Source organism: Pigmentiphaga sp. H8 (assembly GCF_003854895.1).
Lineage (GTDB): Bacteria > Pseudomonadota > Gammaproteobacteria > Burkholderiales > Burkholderiaceae_B > Pigmentiphaga.
This window is the reverse complement of the sequence record NZ_CP033966.1, coordinates 3,315,452-3,339,987: the sequence shown is the minus strand read 5'-3', so window position 1 is coordinate 3,339,987 and position 24,536 is coordinate 3,315,452. Positions and strand designations below refer to the sequence as shown.

Sequence of the window (24,536 nt, the reverse complement as noted above, 5' to 3'; positions counted from 1 at the left end):
CGCGGCGCAGGCCGCAGTGCAAGAAGCAGGAGACGACGTGCAGCAAGCATTGGCCGCCCCCGGGATGAAGTTCGCCCGGCGCAGGCTCGACTGGAAGGTCATCGGATTGGTGGGAATCGCCCATGCCAGTTCCCATTTTTTCCAACTGGTGATTCCTTCGCTGTTCGCGCCGCTGGCGACGGAGTTCGGACTGGGGTTCGCCGAACTGGGGGTCCTGGTCGCGGTGTTCTATGCGATCTCGGGCGTGGGCCAGGCCAGTTCCGGCTTCGTGGTGGACCGGGCGGGCGCGCGTCCCGTCCTGTGGTTCGGGCTGGCCTGCTTCGTCGTGGCGGGCCTGCTGCTGGGCCTGGCCAGCAACTATGGCTGGCTGATGGCGGGGGCCGTGGTGGCCGGCATCGGCAACTCGGTCTTCCACCCCGTCGATTTCTCCATCCTCAACCGCCGCGTCAGCAACCCCCGCCTGGGGCATGCCTTCAGCGCGCACGGCATCACCGGCAACCTGGGCTGGGCCACCACGCCCATATTCATCACGACGCTTACCCACCTGTTCAACTGGCGCGTGGCCGCCTTCGGCGCGGGCCTCCTGGTAGCGGTCATCCTGACCATGACGGTGGTGGGCCGGCGCCTGCTGGCGGTGGAGGCGGCGCGCCGGCCGGCCCGCGGCCGCCGCCTGGAAGCGGCCGCGGCCGGCACCTCGCTGGGCGCGCTGCTGGTCAATCCCGTGGTCTGGGGCGCCTTCCTGTTCTTCATGTTCTCGTCCGTGGCGATCTCGGCGGTCCAGAATTACACCATTCCGATCCTGGGATCCATCTACGGCATCTCCAGCGTGACCGCCAGCACGGCGCTGTCCGGCTACATGGTGGCCGGCGCCTGCGGCATGGTGCTGGGCGGCTTCCTGGTTTCCAGCGGCCCCCACAGCGAGCGCATCGTCGGCATGTCCTTCGTGGCGGCCGGCGCGCTGCTGGCCCTGCTGGCCATGGGCTGGCTGCCGGCGGCGGCGGCCGTGCCCTGCGTGGCCCTGGCGGGGTTGTGCGCGGGCGTCGCGGGCCCGTCCCGCGACATGCTGGTACGCCGCGTCACGCCGCGCGGCGCCACGGGGTCGGTCTACGGACTGGTCTATTCCGGCATGGACACGGGCTCGGCGCTGGCGCCGCTCGCCTTCGGCGTCATGCTGGACGCGGGCCTGCGGCAGGGGCCCTATCTGGGCGCGTTTCTTGCGTTCTGCCTGGCGGCCTTCTTCGCCGCGCTGATCGCCGCCAAGGCCCGGCGCGCGCACTGACGGGCCATGCCCGCCGGAAGCGGGGACTTCCCTCGTTCCCGGCGGGTCGTCCGATCTTTCCTTTGTGGTCGCAAAACCGACTGAAACATGTTGCACATGCCAAACTCGCATGATTGTGACATTCTTTTCAATTGGAAAAGATTTACGGAACGATAGCCCCTGGAAAGCGGTCTATAAATGATGTATTTAAATCACTTTAAAGTGGTGTAAAGAACCAGGAAAAAAACTCCGGCATGCTCGGCACCAGCCTGGCGCGTCACGCATGAGCCGCAAGCCGGGGCGGCGGCCAGCTGGGAAGCCCCTGGCGGGCCTTCTTCCCACGATGCGATTCCCTTCGGATTTCTATTGCGCGGCATCCCAGAAGCTATGCGATCTTCGCTCTCTTTGTACCTGTTGGGGCCCTTGGCCATGGAAAGCGCGGATGGACCGCTTTCCATTCGTTACAACAAGGCAAGAGCGTTGCTGGCGTACCTGGCGCTGGAGGGTGGCTTCCATACGCGCGAGGCGCTTGCCTTCCTGCTGTGGCCCGACGCCAGCGTGCAGGCCGGCCGGGAGAATCTGCGGCGCATGCTGTTCCTGCTGAAAGACGCGCTCAAGCCCGATGCCATCGAAAGCAGCCGCGACGTGCTGCGGCTGCGGGCAGAGGCCGGGCTGTGGACCGACGTGGGGGCCTTCACGTCCGTCCTGGACAGCGAACAGCGCGCCCTGGCCATGGGCGCGATCATCGATGCTGAACGCATCGCCCATGCGGTGGCGCTGTATCGCGGCGAGTTCCTCCAGGGACTGGAGCTGGACGACGCGCCCGATTTCGGCAATTGGGTGCAGATGCGCCGCGAACAGTATCACCAGCGCTATCTCCAGGCCTTGGGGATGCTGGTCGAAAGCCACGAGCGGGAAGGGAACCTGCAGGCCGGCATCGAATGCGCCGAGCAATGGGTGGCCGTGGCGCCGCTGGACGACGCGGCCTGGCACCAGATGCTGCGCCTGCTGGTAAAGGCCGGCCAGTTGGACCGGGCAAGACGGGAATTCCAGCGCTATCGCCACCTGCTCGACATGGAACTGGGCGCTGCCCCGGATGCCGCCGTGGCCGCGTTGCTGGAGACGCCCGCCGCGGGCCGCGAGGCCGGCACGCGTCGGCAGGCGCCGCTGGGGGAGCGGCGCCAGTTGACCGTGCTGTCGTGCGAGTTCGAGGTGACCGGCGAACCCGAGGACATCGCCGAGGTCCAGCACCAGCTGATGGCTTGTTGCGAGCCCACGCTGCGGGCCGCCGGCGCGCACGTGGTGCGCATGCCCAGCGGCCTGCTGGGCTACTTCGGCTATCCCTTCGCGCAGGAAGACGCCGCGCGGCGTGCCGTGACGGCGGCGCTGCTTTGCCACGACAGCATCTGGTCGCGGCAATGGGGCGACGAATCGACGAACCTGCCGGTGCGCGCGGCCCTGGGCGTGCATACCGGCATCGCCATCAGTTCCACCGAGAACGACGTGCCCGACGCCGGCGGCATGGTGTCGCGCCTGGCCTTCCAGCTCGGCGCCATGGCCGGGGGATCCGGCGTGGCCGTGAGCGACGTCACCCTGCACCTGCTGGGCGACGGATACAGCACCGAATCGGCGGGACAACTGACCGACCGTTCCCGCGGGGTCGAGGTGGACGTGTTCCTGGTCAGCGGACAGCGTTCCCCGCAACGGCCGGAGGCGGCGCGAGCGTTCTGCGGGCGGGACGAGGAAATGGCGCGGCTGGTCGATGCGTACCACCGGGGAGGGGGCTACGTCGGCCTGGTGCGGGGCGAGGCGGGACTCGGCAAGTCTTTTTTGGTCGAGCATTTCTGCGACACCCTGCAGGTCGAGCGCGTGGTCCTGCAGTGCTCGTCCGCGCTCAGGCAGATGCCTTACCATCCCTTCGTGCGCTGGATGCGCGCCTGGCGCGAGCGCCTGGCCGCCGAGCAGCCCGGCCTGCCTGAAAGCGCGGAGCGCATACTCGACGCAATCGGCGAGCGCATGCTGGCCGGGGCGCAGATGGGCGCGCCGGGGCCGGGCGGGCCCGGCGGCGTGGAAGAGATCGGCTCGCTGTGCCATGAGCTGCTGCGCGTGATGGTGCCCCCGGGCGGCGTGATCTGCTTCGACGACGTGCACTGGGCCGATCCGTCCACGCGCGACGTCCTGGCGCTGCTGGTGGAGTGTCCCTTGCCCGACAGGATGCTGCTGATCACCGCCCGTCCCGAATTCGTGCCGCCCTGGAAGCACTCGGTCGAGGTCGACCATCTCGATCTCGGGCCCATGGACGATTTCGCGGTCGTCGACCTGGTCCACGCGGTGGCCGAGGGCAAGGACATCGATGCGGACCTGCTGCGCGACATCATCAAGCTTTCCGAAGGAATACCGCTGTATGCCGAGGAACTGACACGCGACGTGCTGGCGGAACGGCGCGACCCGGTGGCGCCCTGGTCGCTGCCGGCCTCGCTGCAGGACCTGCTGATGGCCCGCATCGACAGCGTGGGCCGGGCGCGCCACGTCGCGCAGTTCGCCTCGGTGGTGGGCGGCGACTTCACGCTGGACCTGCTGGCCGAGGCCACGGGCGAGCCGCGCGCCGAACTGGCCGAGGCGCTTGCCATCATGCTGCGCCAGAACATCATCGTGCGCTGCGACGAGAAAACCTACACCTTCCGCCATGCCCTGCTGCGCGAGGCGGCCTACCAGTCGCAGACGCGGGTGGCGCGCGTCCAGGCGCATGCGCGCCTGGCCCGGCGGCTCGAGTCGAGCCTGGCCGAGGGCAGTCCCGAGGTGCTGGCCTGGCATTACTCCGGCGCAGGCAGCCGCGCCCCCGCGGTCAAGTACCTGCTCGAGGCGGCGCGCAAGGCGGCCGCGCAGTGCGCCTATCGGGAGGCCGTCAGCTACTACCGCAGCGCCCTGGAATGGTTCGAGCGCCAGGGCGAGGGGATAGACGCCATCATGGAGGAACTGCGCATCCGGATGGAGTTCGGCATCCAGCTGTGCGCGCTCTACGGCTTCGGTTCCGAGCAGGCGGTGGAGACCTTCCGGTCGGCGCTGACCCTGGCGCAGCCGCTGGGCGACGATCCCCGGCTGTTCCCGATCTATTGGGGGCTGTGGACCAGCGCCAGCTCGTGGGCCAATTTCTCGATGACGCTGACGCTGGCAGAAACGCTGCTGCGGATGGCGGGCGCCGCCGAGGATCCCAATCTTCTGTCCCACGCCTATTACGCCAGGGGCTACAGCCATTTTTTCCTGGGGCGCTTCGCCGAAGCCGTGGCGGATCTCGAACACGGCGCCAAGGCCTACCAGCCTCAGCAGGCCAACCTGGTCCTGGGCGAGGACGCCCGCGTGACGAACCTGGCCGTTCTGTCCATCGCCTGCTGGCACACCGGCCACGTCGAGGATGCCTTGCAGGCCTCGCGCGAATCGGTGGCCCACGCGCGCCGGATCGGCCACCGCTATTCGCTGCTGTACGCGCTGGTGTCGGCCACCGAGCTGCACCGCCTGAACCGCGAGGTCGACCAGGTCGCCACCCTGTCGTCCGAGGCGCTGCAGATCGCGCGCGAAATGGGAACGCCGCTGTGGGCCGTCTGCGCCGAGACCAGCGAGGCCTGGGTCAAGGCCGTGCGCGGCGATGCCTCGGCGCTGGGGGAGATGGCCTCCTGCGTCCAGAGGATTCCCGCCATCATGAAGGGCATCGCGCCGCTGCTGGTCGCGCGCTGGACCGACGCCTGCGACCTGGTGGAGGACGTGGGCGCGGGGCTGGACGCCACGGCGCACGGGCTGCGCGAGGTCACGCAAACCCAGGCGCGCTACGTGCAGTCCGAATTCGAGCGCATCAAGGGCAAGCAACTGTTCCGCCAGGGACAGCCGGCCAGCGTGTTCCGCCCCTGGCTGGAGCGGGCGTTGGCCACCGCCTGCGCGCTGGACTCCCCGCCGCTGGCGCTGCGCGCGCTGACCAACCTGGTGCGCTATGCGTGCCCCATCCCCAGTTCCGACCACATGGCGCTGATGGCCCGCATGATGGCGCGCGTGCAGGGGGGCGACCAGCTGTGGGAAGTCCGCGCCGCGCGCGGCCTGCTGTCCCGCTATGGGGCGCGGGTGGTCCATTCCCTGCGCTGACGGTACCCCGCCGTCCCGGCCGCGCGGGCCCGATATTCACGTCAGCCATACCCGGTATGGCTGGGCCCGCGTAGACACCCGAAGGCCCCACCTCTACCTTAGACACATGTCCGGCAGGACGCCGGCGCGCCATCTGGCCGCGCCCGCATCCCCGCCGCCGTTCACGCAATCCGGAGAACGACACATGAGTCGGAAGTGGTCCCCGCAGCAACTGGTCGACGTCGAGCTGGGCACGGTCAGCCGCGAAGTCTACGTCAATCAAGACATCTTCCAGGAAGAGATGGAACAGATCTTCTCCCGTGCCTGGCTGTTCGTCGGACACGAGAGCATGGTGCCCAATCCCGACGACTACTTCGTCAGCCGGATGGGGAACGATTCGGTCATCCTGACCCGCGACCGCCAGGGCCAGCTGCAGGTCCTGCTCAACAGCTGCCTGCACCGCGGCATGCGGCTGTGCCGCTACGACCAGGGCAACAACCGCACCTTCACCTGTCCCTATCACGGCTGGAGCTATTCCACCGACGGCAAGCTGGTCGAACGGGCCGGCGAACTGGTCGGCGTGCCGGGCTTCAAGACCCATTACTACGGCGAGCTGGACAAGAAGAACTGGGGCCTGAAGGCGGTGGCCAAGCTGGTCAACTACAAGGGCACGATCTGGGCGACCTGGGACGAGAACGCGCCGTCGTTCGAAGATTACCTGGGCGACATGAAGCTGTATCTGGACTTCGCCCTGGACCATCGCGACGGCAGCGCGGGCGGATCGGAGATGATAGGCGGCGTGCAGAAATGGCGCATTCCCTGCAACTGGAAGACCGCGGCCGAGAACTTCAACGCCGATCTCTACCACGACATCAGCCACCGGTCGGTGGACGTCGTCGGCATCGGGCCCGGCGGCAAGGGCCGGCGCGATCCCACGCCGCACCGGGTGTCGATCTCCTTCAAGGACCTGGGGCACGGGCTGGTCGGACGCGCGCCGTACTACGAGGAAAATCCCTATACGCCCATCTTCGCCAACTATCCCGAGGTGGAGCAGTACTACCGCAAGGTGTACGAGGAACGCGAGCGGAACCTGGCCGGCACCATGCGCGTGCTGCACAGCGTGGGCACCATATTCCCCAACATGGCCGTGCACGGCCGCCAGCCGCGCACCATCGCGGTGTTCCATCCGGTCAGCGCGACCGAGACCGAGATGTGGCGCATCTATCTCGTGGACAAGGACGCCCCGCAGGAGGTGAAGGACGCGGCGCGCGCCTATTACCTGCGCTACTCGGGGCCGGGCGGCATGACCGAGTCCGATGACATGGAGAACTGGTGCTACGCCACCGAGTCGAGCACCGGCACCATCGCCCGCACGCTGCACTACAACTACCAGATGGGCATCGGGCACGCCAAGCCGGTGCCGGGCCTGCGCGGCGCGGTGACGACGGGCGAGTTCACCGAAGAGAACAACCGGAACTACTACGCGAGATGGGCGCAGTTCATGGAAGGGCGCTCGTGGGACGACCTCATGCCCACCTACGGCGAATAAGCGGAGCGCGCCATGACCGACACTCACCTGAATCCCGACCACGCCTTCCTGCTGCGCGAGGTCGAACAGTTCTTCTACCGCGAGGCCGACCTGCTGGACGAGCGCCGCTTCGACGAATGGCTGACGCTGCTGCACGAGGACATCCGCTACTGGATGCCGATCGCGCGCAACGTCAGGCGCGACAACCGCGAACGCGAACGGACCCGGGAGGGGCTCGAGGCCGCGTGGTTCGACGAAGGCCTGCCGACGCTGCGCCAGCGGGTCGAGCAGATCAACACCGGCATGCATTGGGCCGAGGAACCCGCCTCGCGCACCTCGCACCTGCTGACCAACGTACGCATCCTGGAGACGTCCGGCTCCGGGCTGGACGAGGAAATCCGGACCCGTTCGCGCTTCATCGTCTACCAGAACCGCCTGGACACCGAGGTGGCCTGGTTCGTCGGCAAGCGCAACGATACGCTGAGCCGCACCGAATCGGGCTGGAAGGTCCTGCGGCGCGAGATCCTGCTGGATCAGACCGTGCTGCTGGGCAAGGCGCTGACCGTCTTCTTCTGACTGGGGGTATCGAAACATGGATCGTCGAGATGTGCTGAAGATGCTGGCCGGCGCCGCGGCGCTGGGTGGCTGTCCCGCGTGGGCCCAGGACGGTTTTCCGTCGCGCATGATGAAGGTCGTGGTCGCCTATCCGCCGGGAGGCGTGACCGACATCGCCGGGCGGCTGATGGCGGAAATCCTGAGCAAGGAACTCGGCAAGCCCGCCATCGTCGAGAACAAGGGCGGCGGTACGGGCACGATCGCCCAGCAATACGTGCTGCAACAGCCGCACGACGGTCACGTGCTGCTGTCGGGGGGCCTGGGCGGCCTGATCCTGCCCGTCATCCTGAATCCCAATCTGCCGGTGGATCCCCAGGCCAGCTTCACGCCGGTGGCGCAGGTGGCGGAGTTCGTCAACGTGCTGCTGGTGGGGCGCGACGTAAAAGCGCGCAACGTGAGCGAACTGATCGAGTACGCCAAGGCCAACCCCGGCAAGCTGAACTACGCCACCAACGGCGTGGGCACCTCGGCCCATTTCACTTCGGAGCTGTTCAACCTCCAGGCCGGCACCAAGGTGATCCACATCCCGTACCGGTCCAGCGGCGAAGTCATCTCGGGCCTGCGCAACGGCGACGTCCACATGGCGTTCGCCAACGCGCCCGCCGTCAATGCCCTGGTCAAGGCCGGCACGCTCCGTGCCATCGCGGTGACCAGTGCCCAGCGCACCAAGGACCTGCCCGACGTGCCGACCATGATGGAGTCGGGCATGCCGGAGTTCGTCGTGACCAGCTGGCTGGGCGCCTACGCGGCGGCCGGCACGCCGCCCGACGTCATCCGCAAACTGGGCGAGGTCATCGTGCGCGGCGCGCAGCAGCCCGAGAACGTGCAGCGTTTCGAGACCGTGGGTTTCCAGGTCGCCACCAAGGACGCGGCCGCCTATGCCGCTTTCAACCGGGCCGAACTGGCGCGGTGGAAGGAAGTGGCGCGGCTGGCGAACATCCGCGCCGAAGGGTGAAGCATGAGCGGACACAACGCGCTGAATCTGATCGACATCAAGCCGGGAGCCCGGCTGCGGACCAACGAGGGCGCCATCGTCGAGCTGATCGAGAATCCGCAGGACGGCGTCTGGCTGATCTGCCGCTACGTGGAACACCCGTCCGAGCCGGAGCTGGTCGGCGATGACGAACGGACCGTGTTCGCGCAGGACATCGTCGGCCTGGCCGACGGCCATCAACAAGGAGAGGGGTCGTGACCGCTAGCTGGACCGACAGGAAGAACGCGGCCTGTCCGCGGGGCGTGGGCCTGGTGACCGAAATCTATGCCACGCAGGCGTCGGGCAGCGAGCTGACCGACGAGGCCGGCCGCCGCTACATCGATTTCGCCGGCGGCATAGGCGTGCTGAACGTTGGCCACAGGCATCCCCGGGTAGAGGCCGCCATCGTCGAGCAGGCGCGGCGCTTCACGCATACCTGCTACCAGGTGGTGCCCTATGCTTCCTACGTGACGCTGGCCGAGCGCCTGAACGCGCTGGTGCCGGGCGACTTCGCGAAGAAGACGGTCTTCTTCACCACCGGAGCGGAAGCGGTGGAGAACGCGGTCAAGATCGCCCGCGCGGCCACCGGCAGGACCGCCATCATCGGCTTCACGGGCGCCTTCCATGGACGCACGATGATGGGCCTGGCGCTGACCGGCAAGGTCGCGCCCTACAAGACCGGCTTCGGTCCCTTCCCGGGGGACGTCTACCGCGTGCCGTTCCCGTCCGCCGATACGCCGGAGGCGGTGGCCCGTTCCCTGGCCGCGCTGGAGGACCTGCTGCGCTACGACGTCGAGGCCGCGCGCGTGGCGGCCATCGTGATCGAGCCGGTGCAGGGCGAGGGCGGTTTCCAGCCCGCACCGCGGGCGCTGATGCGAGGCCTGCGCGCGCTGTGCGACCGGCATGGCATGCTGTTGATCGCCGACGAGATCCAGTGCGGCATGGGACGTACCGGCGCGATGTTCGCGATGGAGCATTTCGGCGTGGCGGCCGACCTGACCACGGTGGCCAAGAGCCTGGCCGGCGGCATGCCGCTGTCGGCCGTGGTCGGGCGGGCCGAGGTCATGGACGCGGTGGCGCCGGGCGGCCTGGGCAGCACCTATGCCGGCGCGCCGCTGGCGGTGGCCGCCGCGCATGCTGTCCTGGACGTGTTCGAACAGGAAGACCTGCTGGAGACCGGCAACCGGCTGGCCCGCGCGATGCGCGAGCGGCTGGAGGCGGCGCGCGCCCGGCATCGCTGCATCGGCCAGGTGCGCGGCCTCGGGCCCATGCTGGCCATGGAGCTGCTGGACGAGCAGGGGCGGCCCTCGGCGGCGCTGGCGCAGGCCGTGCGCGAGCACGCGCTGGCGCGTGGGTTGATCCTGCTGGTGTGCGGCAGCTACGGCAACGTGATCCGTTTCCTGTTCCCGCTCAATACCCCCATGCCCGTGTTCGAACAAGGCCTGGACATCATCGACGAGGCGCTGGCCGAGGCGACGCGGCAGGAGATGGTGGCATGAACGCTTCCGATCGGCAGACCGGCGCCGAATGGCTGCTGCGCAGCGCCGCCGCCTCGGGCATCGAGGTCTGTTTCGCCAACCCCGGCACGACCGAGCTGCCCTTCGTCGGCGCGATGGATGCCGTGCCGCAGGTGCGGCCTATCCTGTGCGCCTTCGAAGGCGTGTGCTCGGGCGCCGCCGACGGCTACTACCGCATGCGCGGCACGCCGGCGATGACGCTGACCCACCTCGGCCCGGGTTTCGCCAACGCCATCGCCAACCTGCACAACGCCCGGCGCGCCGGCTCGTCGGTCTACAACGTGATCGGCGAACACATGTCGTGGCATGTGGAGGCCGATCCGCCGCTGGCCAGCGACATCGAGTCGCTGGCGCGGCCCGTGTCGGCCGGCGTCTACCGGGCCGATTCGCCGGCCTCGCTGGTGATGTCGGTGCGCCAGTCGCTGGCCAACGCGATGGCGCCCCAGGGCGGCATCCATACCCTGATCCTGCCCATGGACCTGCAGGCGACGGCGATGGACGAGCCGGTCTTCGCCGCCCGCGCGCCGGATACGCCGGCGATGCTCGATGCCGGCCTGGTCGAACAGGTGGCGGCCCACGTCGCCGCGGGTAGGAAGATCCTGCTGCTGCTGGGAGGCGACGCCCTGCACGAGCCGGCGCTGATGGAGGCGCTGCGGTTCCGGGGCCTGGCCAACGTCGAGGTCGTGGGTGAGACCTTCCCCGCGCGCAGCGAACATGGCGGCGGCCTGCCGGCCATCCGCCGCTTCAATCCCGCGGCCGAACAGGCCCATGCCTATCTGCTGGGCTTCGACCTCGTGGCGCTGGTCGGCGCGCGGCGTCCGGTGGCGTTCTTCGGCGTGGAGGGCTACCCCAGCTACTTGGGCGATCCGGCGCGCATGGTCGAGCTGTGCCAGGAAGGGCGGGGCGGCGCGGCCACGCTGGCGGCCCTGGCCGATGATCTGAAACTGGCCCGGCGCGGCCTGGAGACGGTCGAACGCGTGACCGACCAGGACCTGGGCGAGAACCTGACGCCCGAGAGCGCCGCGCGCGTGGTGGCCGCCTGGCTGCCGGACCAGGCCATCATCTCGGCCGAGGGCAAGACCCTGGCCTTTCCCTTCAACGCCATCGCCGCGCGGACCTCGCGCCATGCCAGCATCGTGCTGACCGGCGGCGCGATCGGGCAGGGCATCCCGGCCGCGTTCGGTGCCGCCGTCGCCGCGCCGGACCGCAAGGTCGTGGGCCTGCAATCGGACGGCAGCGCGCTCTACACGGTGCAGGCCCTGTGGTCGATGGCGCGCGAGAACGCGGACGCGACCATCCTCATCGCTTCCAACCGCCGCTACAACATCCTGATCGACGAGATGCGCCGCAACGGCTACGAGCTTGCGTCGCCGCCGGTGCGCGACTTGCTGCAACTGTCGCGTCCCGAGCTGGATTGGCAGGGCATGGCCGCGGGCTTCGGCGTGCAGGCCGAACGCGCGACGACGGTAAGCGAGCTGCGGAGATCGTTCCGGCGCGCCATGGCCGAACGCGGACCGCGCCTGATCGAGGTCATGCTGCCTTGAGCGGCGCCAGTCACGTAAGAATCGACGACATGCATGCGAACTACGTAGCGGGGCAATGGCTGGAAGGCGAGGACGCCACGCGCGACATCAATCCTTCCGACGTGAGCGATCTGGTCGGTGAATATGCGCACGCCACGCCGGCGCAGGTGGAGCGGGCGATCGGCGCGGCGCGCGATGCGGCACCCGGGTGGGGCCTGGCCAGCGCGACACAGCGCGCCGAATGCCTGGATGCCATCGGCATCGAGCTTCTGCGGCGCAAGGACGAACTGGGACGGCTGCTGGCCCGCGAAGAGGGCAAGACCCTGCCCGAGGCCGTGGGCGAGGCGGCGCGCGCGGCGGCCATCTTCCGCTTCTTCGCCGGCGAGGCGCTGCGGGTACGGGGCGACCGCCTGCCGCAAGCCCGGGCCGGCGTGGACGTGGAGGTCACGCGTGAGCCCGTGGGCGTCGTGGGGCTGATCACGCCGTGGAATTTTCCGCTGGCCATCCCGGCCTGGAAGATCGCCCCGGCGCTGGCATACGGCAACGCGGTGGTCTTCAAGCCGGCCGACCTGGTGCCCGGCAGCGCGTGGGCACTGGCCGAGATCATCAGCCGTGCCGGGCTGCCCGAGGGCGTCTTCAACCTCGTCATGGGGCGCGGCAGCGTGGTCGGGCAGGCCATGCTGGACGATGCGCGCATCGACGCACTGAGCTTCACCGGATCGGTGGCGACCGGCAGGCAGGTGGCGCGGGCGGCCACGCAGCGGTTCGCCAAGGTGCAGATGGAAATGGGCGGCAAGAACCCGCTGATCGTGATGGACGATGCCGACCTGGGCCAGGCCGTCGAGTGCGCCGTCCAGGGATCCTTTTTCTCGACCGGGCAGCGATGCACCGCATCGAGCCGGTTGATCGTCCAGCGCGGCATCCACGACCGCTTCGTGCGGGCGATGAAGGAGCGCATGGCCGCGCTGCGCGTGGACGACGCGCTGGCGCCGGGCACCGACATCGGCCCGGTGGTGGATGCGCGCCAGTTGCAGCAGGACGAGGAATATCTGCGCATCGGCCGCGACGAGGGCGCCACGCTGGCCCACGGCGGCCGGCGGGTGGCGCGCGCCACGGACGGCCACTACCTGGAGCCGGCGCTGTTCACCGACTGCTCCAACGACATGCGCATCTGCCGCGAGGAAATCTTCGGACCGGTCGCGGCGGTGATCCCGGTGGCGGGCTACGACGAAGCGCTGGCCCTGGCCAACGACACCGAGTTCGGCCTGTCGGCGGGCATCTGCACGACCTCGCTCAAGCACGCCACGCATTTCAAGCGGCATGCCCAGGCCGGCATGGTGATGGTGAACTGCCCGACGGCGGGGGTGGACCCGCATGCGCCGTTCGGCGGCCGCAAGGGATCGAGCTACGGCCCGCGCGAGCAGGGAAGTTACGCGGCCGAGTTCTATACCACCGTGAAAACGGCGTACACCCTGGCCTGAGCGCCGGATGAGCGTCCATCTGATCCGGAGAAGTGCCATGCCGCAATCCCTGCCCACTGTCATCGTCAGCGCTCCCGTGCCGCCCGACCTGCGCGCGGCCATCGAGGCGGCCTGCAGGATCGTCGACGTACCCACGGGCCAGCGGCTGGACGAGGCGGTATCCGCCGCCGACCGCGCCATGGCGCGCGGCGTGCTGTGCACGGTGCGCACCCCGGTGGACGCCGCCACGCTGGAGGCGCTGCCGGCCGTCAAGGTGGTGTCCAATTTCGCCGTGGGCTACGACAACGTCGATGTGCCGCGTGCCACACGGGGAGGCGTGCTGGTCTGCAATACGCCGGGCGTGCTCGATCGCGCGGTGGCCGACCTGACGATGGGCTTCGTGATCTGCCTGGCGCGGGACATGGTGGAAGGCGACGCCTACGTGCGCCGGGGCGCCTGGATGCGGGGGCCCGCGCCGCTGACCGCGGACCTGGCGGGCAAGACCTTGGGGCTGCTGGGCATGGGCCGCATCGGCCGCATGGTGGCCCGGCGCGCGCAGGCCTTCGACATGCGGGTGATCTATCACAATCGCAACCGCGACACGCCGTCCGAGCAAGAGGGGCTGGCCGCCTACCGCTCGCGCGATCAACTGCTGGCCGAGTCCGATTTCCTGAGCGTGCACGTCCCCCTGTCCGCCGGGACGCGCGGCTCGGTGGGGATGCGCGAGTTCGAGGCCATGAAGCCTTCGGCTTATCTGATCAATACCGCGCGCGGGGCGGTGGTGGACGAGGCGGCGCTGGTCCAGGCGCTGCGGGACGGCCGTATCGCGGGAGCCGGGCTGGACGTGATGGAACGCGAGCCGCTGGACCCCGCCAGTCCGCTGTGCGCGCTGTCCAACGTGGTGCTGCAGGCGCATGCGGGCAGCGCCACGGTGGAGACGCGGCGCGCGATGATGGAACTGGCGGTGGCCAACCTGCTGGATGCCTTGGGAGGACGGCAGCCTCGCGCCATGGTGAATCCCGCCGTGCGCGACGGTCTGGGGGCGGTCCATGCATGACGAGCCGCCCCAAGGCCTGGACCGGGGCCTGACCCACTACGGCGACAGCGAGTTCGCGCGCTTCCTGCGCCGCTCGTTCGCCTTGTCCATGGGGCACACGCGCGAGGCGCTGGCACGGCCCGTCATCGGCATCGCGCATCCCGGCGGCGAGTTCAACAACTGCCACCGGCATTTTCCCGAGCTGATCCAGGCGGTCAAGCGCGGCGTGCTGGCCGCGGGCGGGCTGCCCATGGAGTTTCCCAGCATCTCGCTGGGCGAGCCGTTCCTGCATCCGACCAGCATGATGTTTCGCAACCTGATGTCCATGGACGTGGAAGAGATGATCCGTGCCCAGCCCATGGACGCGGTGGTGCTGGTGGGCGGTTGCGACAAGACCGTGCCGGCCCAATTGATGGGGGCGCTGTCGGCCGGATGCCCGGCCATCCAGCTGGTGGGCGGGCCCATGATGACGGGCCGCCATCGCGGCGAGCGCCTGGGCGCCTGTACCGATTGCCGGCGGCATTGGGGCCGCTACCGCGCCGGCGCCATCGACGCCGGCGAGATCGGCGCGATCGAAGGCAACCTGGCGACCACGGCGGGGACCTGCGCGGTCATGGGCACGGCCAGCACCATGGCCTGCGTGGCCGAGGCGCTGGGCATGATGCTGCCGCACACGGCGGCGATTCCGGCGGTCCACGCCGATCGCCTGCGGGCCGCCGAGGCCTCGGGCGCGCAGGCGGTCAGGCTGGCGCGGGACGGCCTGCGGCCGGACGCCATCGTGACCGGCAAGGCGGTGGACAACGCGCTGCGGGTGCTGCTGGCGATCAGCGGATCGACCAACGCGGTCCTGCACCTGACGGCAATCGCCGGACGGCTCGGATTGCCGGTGGACGCCGCGCGGCTGAACCGGCTGTCGGAAGAGACGCCGGTACTGGTCGATCTCAAGCCCACGGGTTCGCATTACATGGAGGACCTGTACGCGGCCGGCGGCGTGCAGGCCATCCTGCGCGAACTGCGCGAGCTGCTGCACCTGGACTGCCTGACCGTGACCGGCCGCACGGTGGGCGAACTGCTGGACGCGCAGCGCGACGCCTGGGTGGACCGCGCGGTGATCCGGCCGCGCGCCCAACCGCTCAAGCCCGAGGGCGGGCTGCTGGCCCTGTCGGGTTCGCTCGCGCCCCACGGCGCGCTGATCAAGCGCGCGGCGGCGGACGAAGCGCTGTTCGAGCATACCGGCAGGGCGGTGGTTTTCGACACCCTGGAGGACATGGCCGAGCGGCTCGATGCCGAAGACCTGGACGTGCGGCCCGACGACGTGCTGGTGCTGCGCAATGCCGGGCCGCTGGCGGCCGCCATGCCCGAGGCCGGCTACATCCCGATCCCGGCCAAACTGGCACGCCAGGGCGTGCGCGACATGGTGCGCATCTCGGACGCTCGGATGAGTGGTACCGCATACGGCACCGTGGTGCTGCACGTCTCGCCCGAGGCCGCGGCGGGCGGTCCGCTGGCCCTGGTCAGGAACGGCGACCCGATCCGCCTGTCGGTGGCGCGGCGCACGATCGACCTGCTGGTGGACGAGGCCGAGCTGGAGCGCCGCCGCGCCGGCTGGACACCCGCGCGGCCGATGGCGCAGCGCGGCTACCAGTGGTTGTACCAGCGGCACGTGATGCAGGCCGAGCATGGCTGCGACTTCGATTTCCTGCGCGCATCGGCGCGCCCCGACGATGCCGGTGATGGCCGGCAAGGAGACCCGGCATGACCGGAACCGTGTTCGCCCAGCCCCTGGCGCAACTGCCGGGCATCCTGCCCGAGATCGCGATCGACGCCATCCCCGCCGACGAGCGCGTCTGGGTGCCGCAGGCGCCCAACGTCTGGTTCCGTCCGCTGTTCCTGAACACGCTGGGCGGCGGCTGGTGCAACCTGCTGCGGGTGCGCCGTTCGGGCGTCCTGAGCCGGCACATCCATCCCGCGCCGGTGTTCGGCTACGTCATCAAGGGCTCCTGGCGCTACCTGGAGCACGATTGGGTGGCCTCGGCCGGCCGCTTCGTGTTCGAGCCGCCCGGCGAAATCCACACCCTGACGGTGGACGCGAATGCCGAGCACGACGAGATGATCACCTTTTTCAACGTCAGCGGCGCCATGGTCTACCTGGACGAGCAGGGCATGCAGATCGGCTACGAGGACGTGTTCAGCAAGATCGAGATGTGCAGGCGCCACTACCGGGAAGTGGGCCTGGGCGAGGACTACGTGCGGCGGTTCATCCGCTAGCCGCTTCCGGGTTCAGTCGGAAGCCGGGGCCCGCATTGTCTATTCGGGACCCGGCGGATATAGTCATGCTGCCATGGACATCAACAAGCTCGACCTGAATCTCCTGCTGGTCTTCGAGGCGCTCTATCTCGAGCGCAACGTGACGCGCGCGGGGGAACGGGTAGGCCTGTCCCAGCCGTCCATGAGCAATGCCCTGCTGCGTTTGCGCAACCAATGCAACGACCCCTTGTTCGTGCGCACGCAGGGCGGCATGGAACCCACCTCGTATGCGTCCGAACTGGCGGGCAGCGTGCTGCGCGCGCTGGAGCTGGTGCGCAACGGTTTCGAGCAGGCCAGCGGCTTCGATCCGGCCTCCAGCCAGCGCAGCTTCACGCTGCTGATGTCCGATTTTTCCCAGTTCCTGGTGCTGCCGCAGCTCGTGGCGCGCTTCAAATCGTCGGCGCCGGGCATCAGCCTGGAGGTCAGCAGCCTGAGCCGGGAGCATTACCGGGCGGCGCTGGAGAACGGCGACGCCGACCTCGCGGTCGGCAACCTGCAGGAGCTGCAGAGCGGCTTCTACCAGCAGGGCCTGTTCGTCGACCAGCACGTCTGCGTGATGGGCAACGGCTTTCGCAAGGCGGGCGAGGCGATCACGCTGGATGAATACCTCGCGGCACGGCACCTGGTGGTGACGGCCAACAAGACCGACCTGCAGATCGAAAAGGAACTGGGCAAGCAGGGGCACCGGCGCGAGGTGGCGCTGCGCGTGCCCAACTACCTGGTGCTGCCCAAGATCCTGGCGCAGACGGACCTGATCGTCACGGTGCCCGAGGTCATCGCCCAGGCCATCACCGACGATGCGGCCGGGGCGACCTGGTCGCGGCTGCCTTTCCAGACCCCGCATACGCACATGCGCCAGTTCTGGCATGCGCGCTACCACCATGACAGCGCCAACACCTGGCTGCGCCGGCAGATCGCCGACCTGCACATAGGCGCCAGCCTGCGCAAGGTGGGAGCCGGCCCGACGCCGCCGGTGTGTCCGGAAGCGGCGTGAGGCGCGGCGGCTAGCCGGCCAGCGTGACCAGGTGGCCCCAGTTCAGCCGCGATTGCAGATGGAAGTAGGTCATGGCCAGCCAGCCCTTGCGCATCCACGCGGCGGCCGTGGCGTCCGGCAACTGGTCGAAGCGGGTCTCGTCAACGACCAGGAAGCCATCCAGCGTGACGCGCTCGCCGCCTTGCAGGTCCACGGCCACCTGGCGCGGGATCAGCAGGTTCTCGGCCCGCAGGGCCGCGACGTAGTCGCGCGTCATGGCCAGGCCGGCCTGGAGTTCTCCCAGGAATTGCAGCATTTCCCCGACCACGGGAGCGGGCTGCCCACCCTCGAACAGGGGCTGGGCATCGGCGGCGGAACTGCGCAGGTGTTCGGCGTCCTCGTCCACGCACAGCGCGTAGCGCTGGCTGGCCGGATCTTCCTGCAGGATGAACGGATAGCGCCGCAGGTGCGCGGGAATGTAGCGGCTGGGCCGCCACCGCCCCGCGTCGTCCACCATCAGGTTCTGCGCGTTGCGCAGGCCCAGCACCGCCATGGGCATCTGCTCCTCGCCGGCGAACACGATGGGCAGGTCGCGCGCCGCCATCGCGAACTCCGTGGCCACCAGCGGCACCGCGGTCTGGCCGCGCGCGAAGGCGTAGCCGGCCTGGCGGTCGAACCGCAGATGGGCGTGGCGCTGCGGGTCCAGGGCGCGGGCCTGGGCGAACATGGGGGCGTTGGCGCCCGCCTGGGGGGAGGTGGTCATCGATTTCCTGCTAGCAATGGGGGCCGGCCAGGCGCCGCAGCGCCGGCATGTCGAGGATCTCGACCTGCTTCTGCTGGATGCGCAGCACGCCGGACTTGGCGAAGCGCGAGAATAGGCGGCTCACGGTTTCGAGGGTCAGCCCGAGGAAGTTGCCGATTTCCTCGCGGCTCATGCGCAGCACGAAGGCCGACGAGGAATAGCCGCGTGCGGCCAGGCGTTCCGACAGGCTGATCAGGAACACGGCCAGCCGCTCCTCGGCGCGCATCGTGCCCAGGGACAGCAGCATCTGCTGGTCCTGTTCGATTTCGCGGCTCATCAGCCGCATGAGCTGGCGCTGCAGCGAAGGCAGGTGGTTGGCCAGCGAGGACAGGTCGCGCACCGGGATCACACAGACCTCGCTGTCCTCCAGCGCGATGGCGGTCGAGGCGTGGCTGTTGCGGCCCAGGCCGTCCAGCCCGACGATTTCGCCAGGCAGGTGAAAGCCGGTGATCTGCTGGCGGCCGTCGGCCAGTTCGAGATAGGTCTTCAGGGTGCCGAAGCGGATGCCGTAGACGGCGTCCAGGCCGTCCTCGAAGCGAAAGAGGGATTCGCCCCGGGCCAGCCGCACACGCTGCTGCACCAGTTCGTCCATGCGGCCGGCGTCCTCCGCGGCCATGCCCACGGGCAGGCAGAACTGCCCCAGCCCGCAGGTCGAGCAGCGTACGGAGTCTGGGGTAACTGGAATGCGTTTGGTCATGGCGTGTCTTTGTTCTGAGCCGGCCGCGGCGGCCTGGGCGGGCGCCAGCCCGGGAAGGCTAGGGCAGGCGCTTGGCGTAGCTTTGCCGCAGCATGTCGATGAAGACCCGGACGCGCAGCGGCAGATGCTTGCGCTGAGGATACACGGCGTAGATGGCGTTGGGGGGCGCGGCGAATTCGTCGAGCACCGTCACCAGCCGGCCTTCCTTGAGGTCGTCCTCGATTTCCCACAGCGATCGCCATGCCAGCCCCCGTCCGTCCAGCGTCCAGGCATGGAGCACGGCGCCGTCGGTGCATTCCAGCGTACCCGATACGCGCTGCGGTGTCGTCTTGCCGTCGACGGCGAAGAGCCAGCCGCGCGCCTGATTGACGCCGGTGCCGAAGGACAGGCAGTTGTGGCGTGCCAGGTCGGTGGGGTGCTGCGGGGTGCCGTGCCGGCGCAGGTAGGCGGGCGCGGCGACGACCATGCGGCGGTTGTCGGCCAGGCGCACGCTGACCATGCTGGAGTCGGCCAGGTCGCCGATCCGGATGGCGCAGTCATAGCCTTCGTTGACCAGGTCCACCAGCCGGTCGCTCAGGTCCAGTGTCACGGTGATGCCGGGATGGGCATCCAGCAGCCGCGGCAGCAGGGGCGCGACGTGGCGCCGGCCGAAACCGCCGGGCGCGGTGACGCGGAAATGCCCCTTGGGATGTTCGCCGCCGGCCGCCACGCTGTTCTCGGCGTTCTCGAGCGTTTGCAGGATCTGCTGGCATTCCTCGAAGAATTCCGTGCCTTCGGCGCTGAGCGAGATCTTGCGCGTGGTGCGGATCAGCAGCTTGACGCCCAGCCGGGCTTCCAGCGCATCGATGCGCCGGCCGATGACGGCGGGCGCGACGCCTTCGCTGCGGGCCGCGGCCGACAGGCTTCCGCGTACGACGGCCGAGACGAAGGATTCGATCTGCTTGAAGCGGTCCATGGGACGGGCGATTTATGCAAAATAGTAAATAATTTGCGCCCGATTTTAGCCCATCCTTAAAAACCGACGGTAGCGCCGGGGTATCAAGGCTGGGGGTCGCGCTGCAGGACGCGGATCAACTGGTCGATGTCCAGCGGCTTGGTCAGGTGGAAGGCGAAGCCGGCGTCCAGGCAGCGGCGCACGTCGGATTCCATGCCATAGCCCGTGAGCGCGACCGCGATCTGGTCGGGCTGGGGAGCGTAGCGCCGCAGCACGTCGATGCCGTCGCCGTCGGGCAGCCCCATGTCGCTGACCAGGACGTCGTAGCGCCTGGCGTCGACGCAGCGGCAGGCCGCCGCCACGTTTTCCGCGACCTCGACCTCGTAGCCGTATTCGGCCAGCAGGAACTGCATGGCCTCGGCGGTATCGATGTTGTCCTCGACCAGCAGGATGGTGGCGGGGCGGACCAGGGGAGCGGACACGGGAAGGGTCTCCTCGGTGGGGGCGTGCAGGGAGCCGCTGGCCGGGTCGTCCAGCGTCAGCGTGAAGGTCGTGCCTTTGCCCTGGCCGTCGCTGCGCACGCTCAGGGTGCCGCCGTGGCGCTGCGCCAGCGAGCTGGCGATGGCCAGCCCCAGCCCCAGGCCGCCGCGCGACTGGGCGGCGTCTTCCTCGCCCTGGTCGAAGGCATCGAAGATGCGCTTGAGGGCCTGCGGGGGGATGCCTATGCCCGTGTCCGAGACGTCCACCGCGATCCTGCCCGGCACCGGCTGGTACATGGTGACGCGTATCTCGCCGCCGCGCGGCGTGAATTTGATGGCGTTCTTCAGCAGGTTCCAGACGATCTGCTGCAGGCGGGCCGGGTCGGCCTGCACGATGACCGGGTAGGGCAGGGGCGTGTAATGCAGCTCGATGTGGCGAGCGGCGGCTTCCTCGCGGAAGATCTCGGCGATCCCGTTCAGGATGCCAACGAGATCGGTGGGTTCCAGGCGCAGGCTCAGCTTGTCGTTGACGATCTTGGAGATGTCCAGCAGGTCGTCGATCAGGCGAGCCTCGACCTCGACGTTGCGCTTGATCAGTTCGACGCTGCGGCGGCATTCGGGGGCCAGGTCCTGGCGCAGGTCCAGCGCCTGCGCCGCCGCGTAGATGGGCCCCAGCGGCGTGCGCAGTTCGTGCGAGAGCACGGCCAGGAACCGGTCCTTGGCGCGGTTGGCGGCCTCGGCCTGTTCCTTGGCCATCTGCAGCAGGTCGGCCGCGACCCGGCTGTCGGTCATGTCGCGCACGATGCGGGAGAAGCCGTGCACGGCGCCGCCGTTGCCGAAGATGGCGGTGGTCACCACCGAGGCGTAGAAGGTGGCGCCGTTCTTGCGCATCAGCCAGCGCTCCTCGGCCAGGCTGTTGCCGGTGCCGATGTCGGCGAGCTGCTGGCGCAGCGAGCCGGGCTCGGGCTGGCCCGGCTCGGGCGGAAGGTTGAACATGTCGCCGGGCCGTCCGATCACCTCTTCGGCCGGATAGCCGAACAGCCATTCCGAGGCGCGATTCCAGCTTTCTATCGTGCCGTCCAGCGACAGCGTGGCCACCGAGTAATCGCGCAGCGCGTCGATCAACTGCCCGAAATAGGTTTCGCTCTCGCGCAGCCGGCGCTCGGCATCGTGCCGCGACCGCCGTTCGCGGGCTTCGTCCAGGGCCCGCCTCACGACGATGGGCAGGCGCTCCAGGCGCTGCTTGAGCACGTAGTCGGTCGCGCCTTCCTTCAGCATGTCGACCGCGTGTTCCTCGCCCAGCACGCCGGAGACGAAGATGAAGGGCAGCGCGCTGGGGTGGCTGCGCACGATCCGCAGCGCCTCGCTGCCCGGAAAGCCCGGCATGTGGAAGTCGGACAGCACGAGGTCGAAGTTCCCGCCGTCCAGGGCGCGGATGAAGTCGGCCTCGTTGTTGACGATCACGCTCTCCACGCTGAGTCCCGCGATCGACAGGCGTTCCAGGGTCAGTTCCGCATCGTGGGGATCGTCCTCGGCAAGCAGGACGCGCATGGCGGGCGGGTTCACGTGGGCAGGCTCCGGGAGTCGCGGTTGCCGCGGCCGGCGGCGCGGCGCAGAGAGCCGGGAGGCGGCTCGTTCAACACCGCCCAGAATACGCCCAGTTCTCCGATCGCGCGTACGAAATCCGGGAAATTCACCGGCTTGACCACGTAGGCGTTGACGCCCAGGTCGTAGGCGCGCACCAGGTCGCTTTCCTCGCTGGACGAGGTCAGCATGACCACGGGCACGTTCTGTAGCCCACGGTCCTCGCGTATGAGCTGGAGCAGTTCCAGTCCGTCCATCTTGGGCAGCTTCAGGTCCAGCAGGATGACCGCGGGGTTGCCGGCCGGCCGGTCCTGATGATGCCCGCGCCGGAACAGGTAGTCGGCGGCTTCCTCGCCGTCGCGCGCGACCACCACGTCGTTGGCGAGCTGGCTTCTTTCGAGCGCGATCAGGGTCAGTTCAAGGTCCTGGGGACTGTCTTCGACCAGCAGAATGGGCTTGAGCATGACGGGGGTCTCACTCCTTCAGGTCGGCCGCGGTCGCGGCGGGGGGCGGGGCGTCGGGCAGGAACACGTAGAAGGTCGCCCCCTGGCCAGGGCTTCCTTCGGCCCATACGCGGCCGCCGTGGCGTTCGACGATGCGGCGGACATTGGCCAGGCCGATGCCCGTGCCCTCGAATTCTTCCATGCGGTGCAGACGCTGGAATACGCCGAACAGTTTGCCAACGTATTTCATGTCGAAGCCCACGCCGTTGTCGCGCACATGGATGACGTGGCCGCCGTGGCGCGGTTCGGCGGCGATCTCGATCACCGCGGGGTCGCGGCCGCGCGTGTACTTGATGGCGTTGGACAACAGATTGCGCAGCGCCAGGTGCATGTAGGCGGCGTCGGCGTGGACGGACGGCAGGTCGCCCATGATCCATTCCACCGGGCGGCCGTCGAGGTCGGGGGCGAGTTCGCGACGTATCTGCTCGAGCGCCTGCGCCAGGTCCACTTGCGAGGGCCGCAGGGCCGAGCGGCCCATCTGCGAGAAGGTCAGCAGCGCATCGACCAGCCTGCCGGCGAAGCGGGCCGAGTCGCCGATATTGTCGAGGTAGCGCGCGCCGCGGTCCGACAGATGGGCGCCTTCGTATTCGCGCAGCAGGTCGGCGTAGCCCGCGATATGGCGCAGCGGCGCGCGCAGGTCGTGCGAGACGCTGTACGAGAAGGCTTCGAGTTCCTGGTTGATGCGGCCCAGTTCGTCGGCCAGGCCGGCCAGTTCCTCGGCCTTGCGCAGCACCACGCCGGTAATGGCGGTACGCAGCTCCGCCGCGCTTTCCAGCTCGCAGGGTTCCCACGGGTGGGCGCGGCCGCGCGTCCACTCCGGCCTGAACCAGAGCACGTAGTTGGCATGCAACTCCGATATCGGCAGGGCCAGCACACCGCAGGCCACGCGGCGCAGCGCGGCGAATTCGGGCGCCGCCTCGGGCAGGCTGGCTGTGTGGAAGAGCCCGGTGCCATCCGTGCTCGCAAGGCGGGCCGCCAGCGCCTGCACGGCCCGATGGCTGGGCGCCTGGCCGAAGGTCAGGCATTCGTCGCCATGCACGATGGCCGCGCCGGACGCATCCGCGAACGCCAGCAGTTGGGCCGGCATGCTGGCCAGCCCGGCGGGGACGCTGTCATGCCGGGACATCGCGGCCAGCAGCACACCCATCAGGCGTTGCAGTTCGTGCCGCCGCTCCGCTTCGGCCTGGGCCTGGCGGGCATCGATCTGCAGCGCGACGACCTGCACGAGCAGGTCGCATTGGGCACGGACGGCCGGCGGCATGGCCCGGGGCTGGGCGTGATGGCAAGCGATCATGCCCCACAGCCGGCCCTGCGACATCAGCGGCAGCGACATGGCCGCGCGGGCGCCCACGTTCTCCAGGCAGTGCAGCAGCGCGGGCGGCGCCGCGCGCAGGCCGGCCAGGCTCAGGTCCGTGCAGGCGCCCGTATCGGGGTTGCGGGAAGGTTCCAGCGGCGAGGGTTCGCTGCCGGTGTCGGGGATGTAGCTCAAGCGTTGGGCACGGTCGTCGCGGCGCGCCTCGAGCGACGGGTCGTCGGCCGGAAAACGCCGGCCCAGCAGCGAGGCATAGCCGCGGCCGCGCCGTTCGGCGTTGATGCGGCCATGGCCGTCGAGGTCGAGTTCATAGGCGATCACGCGTCCGAAACCCGTCATCTTGCGAATGCGTTCGACCGCCAGGGCGCACAGTTCATCGGCGGTCTGGCAGCGATGGGCGCGATCGACGAAGTCGCCCAGGTCGGACGGCCGGACCGTCGGCGCCACGGGTTCGAACTCGGCCACGATGGATCCGCCGTACCGGTGGACCACCAGGTCGAAGCGGCCGGCCACGGCGACGAAGGCCACCGTGTCCAGGTGCTGGGGCGTGCGTTCGGCCTGGGTCGCGGCGCGCAGCCGCTCGTGGAAGCGGCTGTCGGCGGGCCGCACCAGGTACGACAGCCGCTGGCCCAGCAGCACGGCCGGCGGCGCGTTCAGGTGCTGTCGCACGGAGGCGCTGGCCTGCAGGATCGTGCCGCGGGCACGGTCGAGCACGAGCAGGAAGCCGTGGGGCTGGATGCCGGACGGCGGGCGGGTGGACCCGCTCGCACGCGCGGCCGGAATGTCCTTGCCGGACGCGGGACTCGGGAGGTGCACCTGGTTCGGGATCGAAGAGGGCGAACCCCGATAGTATGCCCGCCCCGGCGCGTGTCCCGCGCGCCGGCCGGATTATGTAGCGATACTTACAGCGCGTCTCAATTCGGAG

At 69.2% G+C, this 24,536-nt stretch carries 19 protein-coding genes; 13 read left to right on the top strand and 6 right to left on the bottom strand.

The annotated features are described in order from the left end of the window. The first annotated feature begins 64 nt into the window (after positions 1 to 64). The 13 genes from EGT29_RS15770 (at position 65) to EGT29_RS15710 (ending at position 17,321) form a co-directional block, all read left to right on the top strand. Positions 65 to 1,279, top strand: a complete 1,215-nt coding sequence (locus EGT29_RS15770; RefSeq protein ID WP_124692381.1) for an MFS transporter — start codon at positions 65 to 67, stop codon at positions 1,277 to 1,279. A gap of 408 nt (positions 1,280 to 1,687) precedes the next feature. Further along, on the top strand, positions 1,688 to 5,389 hold the full coding sequence (locus EGT29_RS15765; RefSeq protein WP_161567831.1) for an AAA family ATPase: 3,702 nt from the start codon (positions 1,688 to 1,690) through the stop codon (positions 5,387 to 5,389). Between the two features lie 184 nt (positions 5,390 to 5,573). Then, positions 5,574 to 6,917, top strand: coding sequence for an aromatic ring-hydroxylating dioxygenase subunit alpha (locus tag EGT29_RS15760; RefSeq protein WP_124689873.1), 1,344 nt, complete (start codon positions 5,574 to 5,576; stop codon positions 6,915 to 6,917). Between the two features lie 12 nt (positions 6,918 to 6,929). Then, entirely contained in the window at positions 6,930 to 7,472 is a 543-nt protein-coding gene (locus EGT29_RS15755) for a 3-phenylpropionate/cinnamic acid dioxygenase subunit beta (RefSeq protein ID WP_124689872.1), read from the top strand. Positions 7,473 to 7,488: 16 nt separating this feature from the next. Continuing rightward, positions 7,489 to 8,466, top strand: a complete 978-nt coding sequence (locus tag EGT29_RS15750; RefSeq protein ID WP_124689871.1) for a tripartite tricarboxylate transporter substrate binding protein — start codon at positions 7,489 to 7,491, stop codon at positions 8,464 to 8,466. Positions 8,467 to 8,469: 3 nt separating this feature from the next. Next, complete coding sequence (locus tag EGT29_RS15745; RefSeq protein ID WP_124689870.1) at positions 8,470 to 8,703, top strand: hypothetical protein; 234 nt, start codon at positions 8,470 to 8,472, stop codon at positions 8,701 to 8,703. Continuing rightward, entirely contained in the window at positions 8,700 to 9,983 is a 1,284-nt protein-coding gene (gabT, locus tag EGT29_RS15740; RefSeq protein WP_124689869.1) for a 4-aminobutyrate--2-oxoglutarate transaminase, read from the top strand. The genes EGT29_RS15745 and gabT overlap by 4 nt, the downstream gene beginning before the upstream one ends. Further along, complete coding sequence (locus EGT29_RS15735; protein WP_124689868.1) at positions 9,980 to 11,545, top strand: acetolactate synthase large subunit; 1,566 nt, start codon at positions 9,980 to 9,982, stop codon at positions 11,543 to 11,545. Before gabT ends, EGT29_RS15735 begins: the two co-directional genes overlap by 4 nt. Before the next feature lie 29 nt (positions 11,546 to 11,574). Further along, entirely contained in the window at positions 11,575 to 13,005 is a 1,431-nt protein-coding gene (locus tag EGT29_RS15730; protein ID WP_124689867.1) for an aldehyde dehydrogenase family protein, read from the top strand. A 37-nt stretch (positions 13,006 to 13,042) separates the two neighbouring features. After that, positions 13,043 to 14,041, top strand: a complete 999-nt coding sequence (locus tag EGT29_RS15725) for a D-glycerate dehydrogenase (RefSeq protein ID WP_124689866.1) — start codon at positions 13,043 to 13,045, stop codon at positions 14,039 to 14,041. Further along, the gene (locus EGT29_RS15720; protein WP_124689865.1) at positions 14,034 to 15,779 is read left to right on the top strand and encodes a dihydroxy-acid dehydratase; all 1,746 of its coding nucleotides are present in this window, start codon (positions 14,034 to 14,036) and stop codon (positions 15,777 to 15,779) included. The genes EGT29_RS15725 and EGT29_RS15720 overlap by 8 nt, the downstream gene beginning before the upstream one ends. Continuing rightward, on the top strand, positions 15,776 to 16,288 hold the full coding sequence (locus tag EGT29_RS15715; RefSeq protein ID WP_124689864.1) for a 2,4'-dihydroxyacetophenone dioxygenase family protein: 513 nt from the start codon (positions 15,776 to 15,778) through the stop codon (positions 16,286 to 16,288). Before EGT29_RS15720 ends, EGT29_RS15715 begins: the two co-directional genes overlap by 4 nt. A 73-nt stretch (positions 16,289 to 16,361) precedes the next feature. After that, a complete protein-coding gene (locus tag EGT29_RS15710) occupies positions 16,362 to 17,321 on the top strand; it encodes a LysR family transcriptional regulator (protein ID WP_124689863.1) in 960 nt (319 codons plus the stop codon). A gap of 10 nt (positions 17,322 to 17,331) precedes the next feature. On the opposite strand, the gene EGT29_RS15705 is transcribed toward EGT29_RS15710, so the two are convergent. The 6 genes from EGT29_RS15705 to EGT29_RS15680 all read right to left on the bottom strand — a co-directional run bounded on the left by EGT29_RS15705 (position 17,332) and on the right by EGT29_RS15680 (position 24,427). Then, complete coding sequence (locus EGT29_RS15705; protein ID WP_124689862.1) at positions 17,332 to 18,063, bottom strand: SapC family protein; 732 nt, start codon at positions 18,061 to 18,063, stop codon at positions 17,332 to 17,334. 10 nt (positions 18,064 to 18,073) lie between these two features. Then, positions 18,074 to 18,799 (bottom strand): fumarate/nitrate reduction transcriptional regulator Fnr, encoded by a 726-nt coding sequence (gene fnr / locus EGT29_RS15700; RefSeq protein WP_124689861.1) that lies wholly within the window; start codon positions 18,797 to 18,799, stop codon positions 18,074 to 18,076. A 58-nt stretch (positions 18,800 to 18,857) separates the two neighbouring features. Beyond that, positions 18,858 to 19,754, bottom strand: a complete 897-nt coding sequence (locus EGT29_RS15695; protein WP_124689860.1) for a LysR family transcriptional regulator — start codon at positions 19,752 to 19,754, stop codon at positions 18,858 to 18,860. Between the two features lie 83 nt (positions 19,755 to 19,837). Beyond that, positions 19,838 to 21,778 carry a response regulator gene (locus EGT29_RS15690; protein ID WP_238160010.1) on the bottom strand — a complete coding sequence of 647 codons (1,941 nt, stop codon included), beginning with the start codon at positions 21,776 to 21,778 and terminating at the stop codon, positions 19,838 to 19,840. Beyond that, the gene (locus tag EGT29_RS15685) at positions 21,775 to 22,260 is read right to left on the bottom strand and encodes a response regulator (RefSeq protein ID WP_124689859.1); all 486 of its coding nucleotides are present in this window, start codon (positions 22,258 to 22,260) and stop codon (positions 21,775 to 21,777) included. Before EGT29_RS15685 ends, EGT29_RS15690 begins: the two co-directional genes overlap by 4 nt. A gap of 10 nt (positions 22,261 to 22,270) precedes the next feature. Then, a complete protein-coding gene (locus EGT29_RS15680; protein ID WP_124689858.1) occupies positions 22,271 to 24,427 on the bottom strand; it encodes an ATP-binding protein in 2,157 nt (718 codons plus the stop codon). Positions 24,428 to 24,536: the final 109 nt, after the last annotated feature.

Bases quoted from the DNA above. Each gene is read 5' to 3' on its own strand.
- EGT29_RS15770 (WP_124692381.1), top strand. From the start codon at position 65: ATGAAGTTCGCCCGGCGCAGGCTCGACTGGAAGGTCATCGGATTGGTG.
- EGT29_RS15765 (WP_161567831.1), top strand. From the start codon at position 1,688: ATGGAAAGCGCGGATGGACCGCTTTCCATTCGTTACAACAAGGCAAGA.
- EGT29_RS15760 (WP_124689873.1), top strand. From the start codon at position 5,574: ATGAGTCGGAAGTGGTCCCCGCAGCAACTGGTCGACGTCGAGCTGGGC.
- EGT29_RS15755 (WP_124689872.1), top strand. From the start codon at position 6,930: ATGACCGACACTCACCTGAATCCCGACCACGCCTTCCTGCTGCGCGAG.
- EGT29_RS15750 (WP_124689871.1), top strand. From the start codon at position 7,489: ATGGATCGTCGAGATGTGCTGAAGATGCTGGCCGGCGCCGCGGCGCTG.
- EGT29_RS15745 (WP_124689870.1), top strand. From the start codon at position 8,470: ATGAGCGGACACAACGCGCTGAATCTGATCGACATCAAGCCGGGAGCC.
- EGT29_RS15735 (WP_124689868.1), top strand. From the start codon at position 9,980: ATGAACGCTTCCGATCGGCAGACCGGCGCCGAATGGCTGCTGCGCAGC.
- EGT29_RS15730 (WP_124689867.1), top strand. From the start codon at position 11,575: ATGCATGCGAACTACGTAGCGGGGCAATGGCTGGAAGGCGAGGACGCC.
- EGT29_RS15725 (WP_124689866.1), top strand. From the start codon at position 13,043: ATGCCGCAATCCCTGCCCACTGTCATCGTCAGCGCTCCCGTGCCGCCC.
- EGT29_RS15720 (WP_124689865.1), top strand. From the start codon at position 14,034: ATGCATGACGAGCCGCCCCAAGGCCTGGACCGGGGCCTGACCCACTAC.
- EGT29_RS15715 (WP_124689864.1), top strand. From the start codon at position 15,776: ATGACCGGAACCGTGTTCGCCCAGCCCCTGGCGCAACTGCCGGGCATC.
- EGT29_RS15710 (WP_124689863.1), top strand. From the start codon at position 16,362: ATGGACATCAACAAGCTCGACCTGAATCTCCTGCTGGTCTTCGAGGCG.
- EGT29_RS15705 (WP_124689862.1), bottom strand. From the start codon at position 18,063: ATGACCACCTCCCCCCAGGCGGGCGCCAACGCCCCCATGTTCGCCCAG.
- fnr (WP_124689861.1), bottom strand. From the start codon at position 18,799: ATGACCAAACGCATTCCAGTTACCCCAGACTCCGTACGCTGCTCGACC.
- EGT29_RS15695 (WP_124689860.1), bottom strand. From the start codon at position 19,754: ATGGACCGCTTCAAGCAGATCGAATCCTTCGTCTCGGCCGTCGTACGC.
- EGT29_RS15685 (WP_124689859.1), bottom strand. From the start codon at position 22,260: ATGCTCAAGCCCATTCTGCTGGTCGAAGACAGTCCCCAGGACCTTGAA.